This is a genomic window from Mesorhizobium sp. M5C.F.Ca.IN.020.29.1.1 (assembly GCF_003997375.1).
Classification (GTDB): domain Bacteria; phylum Pseudomonadota; class Alphaproteobacteria; order Rhizobiales; family Rhizobiaceae; genus Mesorhizobium; species Mesorhizobium wenxiniae.
The window spans coordinates 1-8909 of the sequence record NZ_RZSW01000241.1; the positions used below are offsets into that span (position 1 = coordinate 1).

At 63.3% G+C, this 8909-nt stretch carries 10 protein-coding genes; 4 read left to right on the forward strand and 6 right to left on the reverse strand.

Going from position 1 to position 8909, the window contains the following annotated elements:
• From EOA85_RS19345 to EOA85_RS19355, 3 genes are all read right to left on the reverse strand, one after another.
• Positions 1-218: DUF1905 domain-containing protein (locus tag EOA85_RS19345; protein ID WP_164759751.1), on the reverse strand; the 218-nt coding region annotated here is incomplete at its 3' end.
• A 130-nt stretch (positions 219-348) separates the two neighbouring features.
• Entirely contained in the window at positions 349-984 is a 636-nt protein-coding gene (bluB, locus tag EOA85_RS19350; RefSeq protein ID WP_127210804.1) for a 5,6-dimethylbenzimidazole synthase, read from the reverse strand.
• A gap of 89 nt (positions 985-1073) precedes the next feature.
• Complete coding sequence (locus EOA85_RS19355; protein WP_127210805.1) at positions 1074-1769, reverse strand: glutathione S-transferase family protein; 696 nt, start codon at positions 1767-1769, stop codon at positions 1074-1076.
• A 91-nt stretch (positions 1770-1860) separates the two neighbouring features.
• On the opposite strand from EOA85_RS19355, the gene EOA85_RS19360 reads away from it, so the two are divergent.
• Both EOA85_RS19360 and EOA85_RS19365 read left to right on the forward strand, forming a co-directional pair.
• Positions 1861-2373, forward strand: coding sequence for a DinB family protein (locus EOA85_RS19360; RefSeq protein ID WP_127210806.1), 513 nt, complete (start codon positions 1861-1863; stop codon positions 2371-2373).
• 100 nt (positions 2374-2473) lie between these two features.
• Positions 2474-3262: a GGDEF domain-containing protein gene (locus EOA85_RS19365; protein ID WP_127210807.1), complete on the forward strand. Its 789-nt coding sequence runs from the start codon at positions 2474-2476 to the stop codon at positions 3260-3262.
• Between the two features lie 86 nt (positions 3263-3348).
• On the opposite strand, the gene EOA85_RS19370 is transcribed toward EOA85_RS19365, so the two are convergent.
• The 3 genes from EOA85_RS19370 to EOA85_RS37575 form a co-directional block, all read right to left on the reverse strand.
• Complete coding sequence (locus EOA85_RS19370) at positions 3349-3651, reverse strand: DUF982 domain-containing protein (protein ID WP_065008963.1); 303 nt, start codon at positions 3649-3651, stop codon at positions 3349-3351.
• 156 nt (positions 3652-3807) lie between these two features.
• Positions 3808-5889, reverse strand: coding sequence for an ATP-dependent helicase (locus EOA85_RS19375; protein ID WP_127210808.1), 2082 nt, complete (start codon positions 5887-5889; stop codon positions 3808-3810).
• A gap of 101 nt (positions 5890-5990) precedes the next feature.
• Complete coding sequence (locus tag EOA85_RS37575; protein ID WP_084831665.1) at positions 5991-6161, reverse strand: hypothetical protein; 171 nt, start codon at positions 6159-6161, stop codon at positions 5991-5993.
• Positions 6162-6311: 150 nt separating this feature from the next.
• Between EOA85_RS37575 and EOA85_RS19380 the strand changes: the two genes are divergently transcribed.
• Both EOA85_RS19380 and EOA85_RS19385 read left to right on the forward strand, forming a co-directional pair.
• Positions 6312-6497 carry a hypothetical protein gene (locus EOA85_RS19380; RefSeq protein WP_029354302.1) on the forward strand — a complete coding sequence of 62 codons (186 nt, stop codon included), beginning with the start codon at positions 6312-6314 and terminating at the stop codon, positions 6495-6497.
• Positions 6498-6891: 394 nt separating this feature from the next.
• A complete protein-coding gene (locus tag EOA85_RS19385) occupies positions 6892-8769 on the forward strand; it encodes an ABC-F family ATP-binding cassette domain-containing protein (protein WP_127210809.1) in 1878 nt (625 codons plus the stop codon).
• Positions 8770-8909 lie beyond the last annotated feature (140 nt).

Below are 8909 nucleotides of genomic sequence, written 5' to 3' on the forward strand. Positions count from 1 at the left end.
GGCAAGAGCAGGCTGCCGGACTTCTTGTCAGGAAACAGCGATGTCCGCCATCTGGTCTGGCCGATGATGGCTTCCACGCCAAGCGAGCCCCAGGGCCGTGCCATCCCCGCCGTCGCCGTCTTGATCCGTGCCCCAAGCTCCGGCGGCAGCGTCACGAAATGCCAGCCGCCCTTGCCTGGATAGACCCAGATCTCGGCCTGCACGTCGTAGCGGAACATTTTGTGCCTTCCTCCGATCAAAGCCGTCGCGGCTGGCTTCGCCATGGTGCCTTGTCGGCAACGCCGGCGATTGGCGAAACATCCATGATGTCCATTCTTCCTCGCAAAGACTGGCAGCGCCGCCGTTGCACTACCGCCTTATTACGATCGAAGCGCGCCGGACTTCCCAGCCTTCCCGCTCCAGTTCCGGCACGCTGTGGTTCTCGCTCGGATAGCCGACGCAGAAGTAACCGATCAGCGTCCACTCCGGCGGCGCGTCCAGGATCGTCGCCATTTCGGCCGGATCGAGGATCGAGACCCAGCCCATGCCTATTCCTTCCGCGCGCGCCGCCAGCCAAAAGGTGTGGATCGCCATCACCGCCGAATATTCGATGGTGGCGGGCATGGTCAGGCGGCCGAGCCCATGTCCCTGTTCTGTCGCGCGGTCGGCGAAAACCGCGAATTGACAGGGCGCCTCGTTCAAGCCGGCGAGCTTCAGGCGTGCATAGAGCGCGGCGCGTTCGCCGCGGAACGATGCGAGCGCCTCTGCATTGCAGCGCTCGAAGCATGTCCTGACCGCGGCGCGGCATTCCGCACTCTCGACCATGACGAAACGCCAGGGCTGGCTCAGCCCGACCGAGGGCGCAATGCTGGCGAGGTCAAGCAGCCGCTCCAGAGCGCCTTCCGGAAGCGGCGTCGGCTTGAATCGCCTGACGTCCCGCCGCCACAGGAAGAGGTTGCCCAACTCGGCGCGAAAATCGTCCGGGAATTCCGGGCCTGACGTCATGGGGTCGTGCTGCCTTTGTTAGGGGAGTAGGGGAGTAGGGGAGTAGGGCAGTAAGTCATGGCGGTGCGCATACCTACTGCCCTACTGCCCTATGCGGCAGCCGCCGCCACCTTGCGGCCGAGGCCGCCATGCAAATCGAGGCAGCGCTCGAACCACTGCGCCACCACATCGCTGTCGTCGAGCAACCGGTAGGGTGAGGCGATGCGCGCCCATTGCAGCGCGCCGAAGACGATGTAGTCGGCAAACAGCGGTGATTGGCCGCCGATGAACGGCTGATAGGTGAGCATCGAGCGCAACGGCTCCAGCGAGGCGCGGAAGGCGCCAAGGCCGAGGTCTCGCGCCGCCATCACCTCTTCCAGTCTCTTGCCGAAGCGCTGCTCGCGGCTCTGGCGGAAATAGGCGGCGTTCGGCTCATCCTGCATGGCGTGGAGGTCCATGATCGCCGCAGTGGTGACATAAGGGTGGATGGTCAGTTGCGACCAGCGTTCGATGAAGCGCGCCATCGCCTTGCCGCCGTCGCCGGAAAACAATGTCGGCCGCTCAGGATAGGCCTCATCGAGATAGAGCGCGATGGCGAAGGAATCGGCGACCACCTTCTCGCCGTCGCGGATCACTGGAACGAGTTTCGAAGCGCCGCCTTCAACAGCGGGCACTTCGAGAAAACGCGTCGGCACGGTTGAGATGTCGACCCCCTTGTGGGCAAGCGCCATCGTCGCCTTCCAGCAATGCGGGCTGAACGGACGGGCGGCATCGCGTCCGACGAGGTCATAGAGCAGAATGGTCATTGGCGGCAGCTTCCTTGCGGTCTACTAGAGCGACGTTTCGGGCCAATGCGGTAGGCACCCGAAACGGGGTCTCGCGGGTCGGGAGAAAAAGATGAAACAGCACTTCATGATGTTTGCGGCCTACAATCAATGGGCCAATAGCCGCATCTACGATGCCGCCGCCGATCTCGACGAGGAAGAATTTCACCGCAATGTCGGGGTTTTCTTCGGCTCGATGATGGGCACGCTCAACCATATTCTGACTGCCGACCGCATCTGGATGAGGCGCTTTACCGGCGAGGGCGACGCGCCGGCCAGGCTCGATACGATCCTGCACCGCGCCTTGCCGGGCTTGCAGCTGGCGCGCGAGGCCGAAGACAAAAGGATTATCGACTGGGTCGGGGCGTTAAGCGACAAGGCTTTGTCCGGCCGCTTCTCCTACATGACCGTCTCCGACATGCGCACCGTCTCGCAGCGATTGGCGCCGGCGCTTGATCATTTTTTCAACCACCAGACCCATCACCGCGGCCAGGCGCACGCGATCCTGACCGTTCTCGGCCGGCCTTCGGTGCCACTTGACCTGACGCTGTTCCAGCGCAGCGAAGAGGGCCGCGCCTTCGCCTGATTTGGATTATCCGGATCGATCACGATCGAATTGAAGCAAAGTCTTAGGACTTCATTCGTGTTCCCGCTTCAAAATAGCCTGCCATAGCGGGAGCAATGGCATGCGGATCGATTTTTCCCCCACGAGTTGGGGCAGGGTGGTGGCCGTCACCGTTGTCGGCACCGCGGTCTGCATCGCCGCCGCCTTCTTCGTCGATTCCTTCAATTTCCCGTATCTGTCGCCTGAAGCGCTGTGGCGGGCGAAACTCACCGATCTGCTGCTGCCGCTGGTGCTGGCCGGTTCGTTCCTGTCTTTCCTGATGTGGAAAATGCGTCAGCTGGCAATCGCGCAAAAGGAACTGACAATTGTCGCGGCGACCGACAGCCTGACAGCGGTGTTCAACCGCGGCGCGTTTTCAATGCTTGTCGAAGCCTATCTCGAGCAAGCTCGCAGCCATTCTGTCGCCAGCTCCGGCGCCTTGCTGATTGTCGACGCCGACCATTTCAAGTCCGTCAACGATCGCCTCGGCCACGACTGTGGCGATCAGGCCCTCAAGCTGATCGCCAAGACCATTCAAGACCAGCTGCGCGGCGCCGACATCGTCGGGCGAATTGGCGGTGAGGAATTCGCAGTCTTCCTTCCCGGCGCCGACCCGTCGCATTCCTGGCTGGTCGCGGAGGGGATACGGCGCCGTATCCGCGAGGCGGATTTTTCCCCGGGCGGGCAACCCTGTCCCCTCTCGGTAAGCATCGGCGGCGTCGCCTTCAGCGGACCGACCACCTATGCCGAGATGTTCGTTGTGGCGGATAAACACCTATACAGGGCTAAATCAAACGGCCGCGACCAAGTCAGCTTTGAAGCGGCGACATTGAGCGGTTTTCCGAACGGCGACCTGATGACGGTCCATTGAGGGCCGCGCCTGATATCCATGTCGGAAACCCGTCGAAGACGAACAGCATCTTCGGCGGGCCATAGTCGCAAAAAAGGCCTAGCCAGTCATGCGGCGTATCCGCCCTGGCCCCGCGCGACCGGCTTGACCGAGACTGCCGGTTGGGCCGAAGGCCAGAGAATGCCTGCCGCCGCCGCGAAGGTGATCATGGCATCGCGCGCCGCTTCGGGCGAGATCTCGCCGGCACGTGCCGCCTCGCATGCCTTCACCGCCGCGCCATAACTCAGGCGTCGCCGCGATGGTGGGAACTCGGTCAGGAACTCATGCATGTCGAAGAGCGAAGCGATTATGCGCTTGTGGCCGGCGCCGACGGTAACGGCGACGGGGGTGAAGAGCATCGTGTCGTGCATTCTTGCCTCTCGAATTGGGCGGAGGTGACGGCGGACGCCGCTCTCCGATCTGAATCGGACGCCCAGAAACGCGGATTGCGGCATCAGGTTCCATGTTGCCGAGATTAGATTTTCGCCACCAAGCTCCGTGGCATCAGCGCCGTGTCGAAAGGCAGCCTATTTCCACATGTCGCGCATGCGGGCGCCAAGGTCGACGCGCACTTGCGGCTGGCGGCGCGGATCGTCCTTGGCCTGGACGCTCGCCCATGATGTCTGTTCGAAGGCGCCGAGGATCGAGGCCGGGATGAAGCGGGTGCGCGAGGCGTAAACGTGGCGATCGCCGCGCGCCGCCTGGCCGTGGACGAAAAAGCGCTGCGGCATGACCAGGTGCAGGCCGTCCTTGGCCCGCGTCATCGCCACGTAGAGCAGGCGGCGCTCCTCGTCGATATCCTCCTTCGAGCCGACGGCGAGATCGATCGGGATGCAGCCGTCGACGGTGTTGAGCACGAAGACGTTCTTCCATTCCTGGCCCTTGGCCGAATGGATGGTCGACAGGATCAGATAGTCCTCGTCGCGATGCGGCGGCCCGGCCTCGTCGCTGGTTGCATCCGGCGGATCGAGCGTCAGTTCGGTCAGGAAACGCTCGCGCGAGGCATAGCCCGAGGCGATTTGTTCGAGCTGCAGAATATCGGCCCGGCGCGTCGTTGCGTCCTCGTGGATGCGGTCGAGATGCGGCTCATACCAGAGCCTGACCTGTTCGAGATCAACAGGCCATTTTCCCGACCCGGTGCGAAGCTGCGAGAACAGCGCGACGAAACCCGGCCAGTCGTCGGCGGCGCGTTGCGGCGGCCGGTAGCGCGCCAGCCCCATCGTTTCGTCGAGCGAAGTCGCCATGGTGTCGACGATCTGCGATGCCGCCGAAGGGCCGATACCGGGCAAAAGCTGCAGCACGCGAAAACCGGCGACGCGGTCACGCGGGTTTTCGGCGAAGCGCAGCACCGCCAGCACGTCCTTGACATGGGCGGCGTCGAGGAATTTCAGCCCGCCGAACTTGACGAACGGGATGTTGCGGCGCGTCAGCTCGATCTCCAGCGGCCCGCTGTGGTGCGAGGCGCGAAACAACACGGCCTGCGCTTTCAGCGCCGTGCCGGCCTCACGCTCGGTCAGAATAGCCTGGCAGACGTAACTCGCCTGCTCGGCTTCGTCGCGAACGCTGACCAGCCTCGGCTTTTCCGCCGATTTGCGCTCCGACCAGAGGTTCTTGGTAAAGCGTTCCGAGGCCTCGCCGATCACCGCATTGGCGGCGGCCAGGATGGTCTCGGTCGAGCGGTAGTTGCGCTCAAGCATGACGATCTCGGCCGGCTGCGCGAACTGTTTGGGGAAGTCGAGGATATTGCGCACTTCCGCCGCTCGAAACGAATAGATCGACTGCGCATCGTCGCCGACCACCGTCAGCCCGGAGCCGTCCGGCTTGAGCGCCGTGAGGATCGAGGCCTGCAGCCGGTTGGTGTCCTGGTATTCGTCGACCAGCACATGGTCGAAGCGCCCGCCCAGATGCGCTGATATCTCCGGCTCGCCGGCCATCTGCGCCCAGTAGAGCAGCAGGTCGTCGTAATCGAGCACGTTCTGCGCCTGCTTGATCTCGACATATCGGGCGAACAGCGTCTTAAGCTGTTCTGCCCAACCCGCGCACCAGGGAAACACCGAACCGAGAATCTCGCCGAGCGGCGCCTGCGCGTTGACGGCACGCGAATAGATCGCCAGGCACGTGCCCTTGGTCGGAAAACGGCCTTCGGTTTTGGAGAAGCCGAGTTCGTGCCGGGCGAGGTTCATCAAGTCGGCCGAATCCTCGCGGTCATGGATGGTGAAGGCCGGATCGAGGCCGATCTCCGGCGCATAATCGCGCAGCAGCCTGGCGCCGATGCCGTGAAACGTGCCGGCCCAGCTCAGCGCATCGGTGATGATGGAAGCGTCTCGGCCGAGCACCTCGCCGGCGATGCGTTCGACCCGCTTGGCCATTTCCGATGCGGCACGACGCGAAAACGTCATCAAAAGGATGCGCCTGGGGTCGGCGCCCCTGACGATCAGATGCGCGACGCGATGCGCCAGCGTGCTGGTCTTGCCGGAGCCGGCGCCGGCGATCACCAGTAGCGGCCCGGCGACCTTGCCGTCGCCATGCTCGACGGCAAGGCACTGCTCGGCATTCAGCTTCGCGAGATAGTCAGGCCGGAAGGTCGAATCACGGGCAGCGAGGTTCATTGCCCATCAAGCATCGTTTCCGCTTTGTTCGCAACGGTTTCGACGCGAAAGTTGCGATCGATGCGTCCGTTTCTACTGGCGCACCAGCCGATGAACTGGACTTAGCGCTCGGGCTCTACGCCCATGGCCGCCGACTGCCGCCGCAACGACTTGTCGTCATCGGGAGGCGGCAGCAACAGCGGATCGAAGTCATCGGGCACCTCGTCAATGATTTCCCTGACTATACGGTAGGCCACGTAGACGGCGGCACCGGCTATGAGCAGACGGATCATGATTTTCTCCATTGGTGTGGACCAACCGAAGAGCCCGCGTTTTGTTCCTCGCTCTCTCGTTTTGTTCCCCGCTTTCCGAGCGCCCCGAGCTCTGCCTGAGCGTGCAACCAAATCGGCACCGTCTCGTTTGCCCGATGACAGGAGGTTGCGATGAACAAGCTCTCAATTTTGCTGGCCCCGACCTGGCTCGTTTTGGCGGCAGCGCTGGCTGTCGCGGCTTGCGATAACAACATCCCACCGACAAAGGCCCCCGGCGCCGATCAAAACCCGCAGGTCGACCCTGCACCCAAGTCGACGTCAGGCGATGATCAACCCGGCACGCCGCCGGCGCAGTGATGGAACGCAGAAAAAGTGGCCGGCGCCGCTTGGGAGGGGAGCGATGGCGCCGGCCAGGCGGGTATCAGGTCCGCCGCATACCTAGAGATAGCTGAGTCTTGCTGTTGCGTCATGGGGCGATCGCGGAAGACGACCGCGTTGGACAGTCAATTAACTGACAAATGTGACAAAACTGCCATTTTCAGATGCGAGAAGCCGATGCTCGCAAGGCGCCGCGCCGTCGCAGCAGGTTCCCGCCCAACCCAGGGCTGGCTCTCTGATCCGGTGAGGCCGGCGATCGGATCTTTCCTCCCGCGGCATCAGGCAATCTGCCGCCGGCCATTTTCATGCCTTATCCGGCCAACCGGCGCTCAACCTCTTGCGAAGCGCTGACGTCCCGTGCAAAAGCGCGGCCATGCTGATCATTAACGACCTTTCGCTCCGCATGGCCGGACGCCTGCTTCTCGACCATGCCTCGCTGACCTTGCCGGCCGGCAGCAAGGCAGGCCTCGTCGGCCGCAACGGCACCGGCAAGACCACTTTGTTCAAGGCGATCACCGGCGACCTCGCCTCCGAGACCGGCTCGATCAGCCTGCCGAAGAACACGCGCATAGGCCAGGTGGCGCAGGAAGCGCCCGGCACCGAGGAGCCGCTGATCGAGATCGTGCTCAAGGCCGACCTTGAACGCTCCGCATTGATCGAGGAGGAAAAGTCGGCGACCGATCCGCACCGCATCGCCGACATCCACATGCGGCTGGCCGATATCGACGCCCATTCGGCCGAGTCGCGTGCCGCCACCATCCTCGCCGGCCTCGGCTTCGACGACGACGCCCAGCGACGGCCAGCCTCGTCGTTCTCCGGCGGCTGGCGCATGCGCGTCGCACTCGCCGCAGTGCTGTTTGCCGAGCCCGATCTGCTGCTGCTCGACGAGCCGACCAACTACCTCGACCTCGAAGGCACGCTGTGGCTGGAAAACTACGTATCGAAATATCCGCACACCGTACTTCTGATCTCGCACGACCGCGACCTGCTCAACCGCGCCGTCAACTCGATCGTCCATCTCGACCAGAAGAAGCTGACTTTCTGGCGCGGCGGCTACGACCAGTTCGAACGCCAATACACCGAGCAGCGCGAATTGCAGGAGAAGGGCAGGGTCAAGCAGGAAGCCGCGCGCAAGCACATGGAATCCTTCGTCGAGCGCTTTCGGGCCAAGGCTTCCAAGGCGAGACAGGCGCAGTCGCGCATCAAGGCGCTTGAGAAGATGAAGCCGATCGCCGCAATTGTGAACGACAACGTGCGGCCGTTCTCCTTTCCCGAGCCGGTGAAGACGGTCGCCTCGCCGATCATCGCGCTGAACAATGTCAATGTCGGCTACACCGAGGGTCAGCCGATCCTGAAGAAGATGACGCTGCGCATCGACGCCGATGACCGCATCGCGCTGCTTGGCGCCAATGGCAACGGCAAGTCGACCTTTGCCAAGCTTCTGTCGGGCCGGCTCAAGCAGGAGACCGGCACCATGACGGTGGCGCCCGCGCTGAAGGTGGCGATCTTTGCCCAGCATCAGCTCGACGATCTCCGGCCGAACGAAAACGCCTATGAGCATGTCCGCCGGCTGATGCCGGAAGCGCCGGAATCGAAAGTGCGCGGCCGTGTCGCCCAGTTCGGCCTGACCACCGAAAAGATGAACACCGCCGCCAAGGACCTGTCGGGCGGCGAGAAGGCGCGACTGCTGATGGGCCTGTCGGCTTTCGAGGGCCCAAACCTGTTCATCCTCGACGAACCGACCAACCATCTCGACATCGACAGCCGTGAATCGCTGATCCATGCGCTGAACGAGTTTCCCGGCGCCGTCATCCTGATCTCGCACGACCGCCATCTGCTCGAGGCAACGGCCGACCGACTATGGCTGGTCAAGGATGGGACGGTCAATCCTTTTGACGGCGACCTCGATGACTACAAGACGCTGGTCACCGGTGTCTCCGGCGACCGCCGCGGCAAGCGCGAAGCCGAAAAAGCCTCGAAGGCCGACCGCCGCCGCGACGCGGCCGCACGCCGCGCCACCTTCGAGCCGCTGGCCAAGGAAATCCGCGCCACCGAAGCGCTGATGGACCGCATCCGTAAGCGCATCGACTTGATCGAGGACGAACTCGCCAACCCGGCGGTCTATGAAAAGGACCCGTCGACGGCGACACGGCTGGCCAAGGAGCGCTCGCAACTGGCCCAGACGCTGGCCGCCCATGAGGAAAAATGGCTGTCAATGTCGGCGGAATACGAGGAAGGCACGGCGGAGTAGCGCCATCTGGCCCTACACGCCGCCGCCATAAACGGCTAGTTTGGCCCTATGAATCAGCACGCCAAGCTCAGGATCGGCCATTCGGCCTGTCCGCATGATTGCCCCTCGACCTGCGCGCTCGAGGTCGAGCTACTCGACAG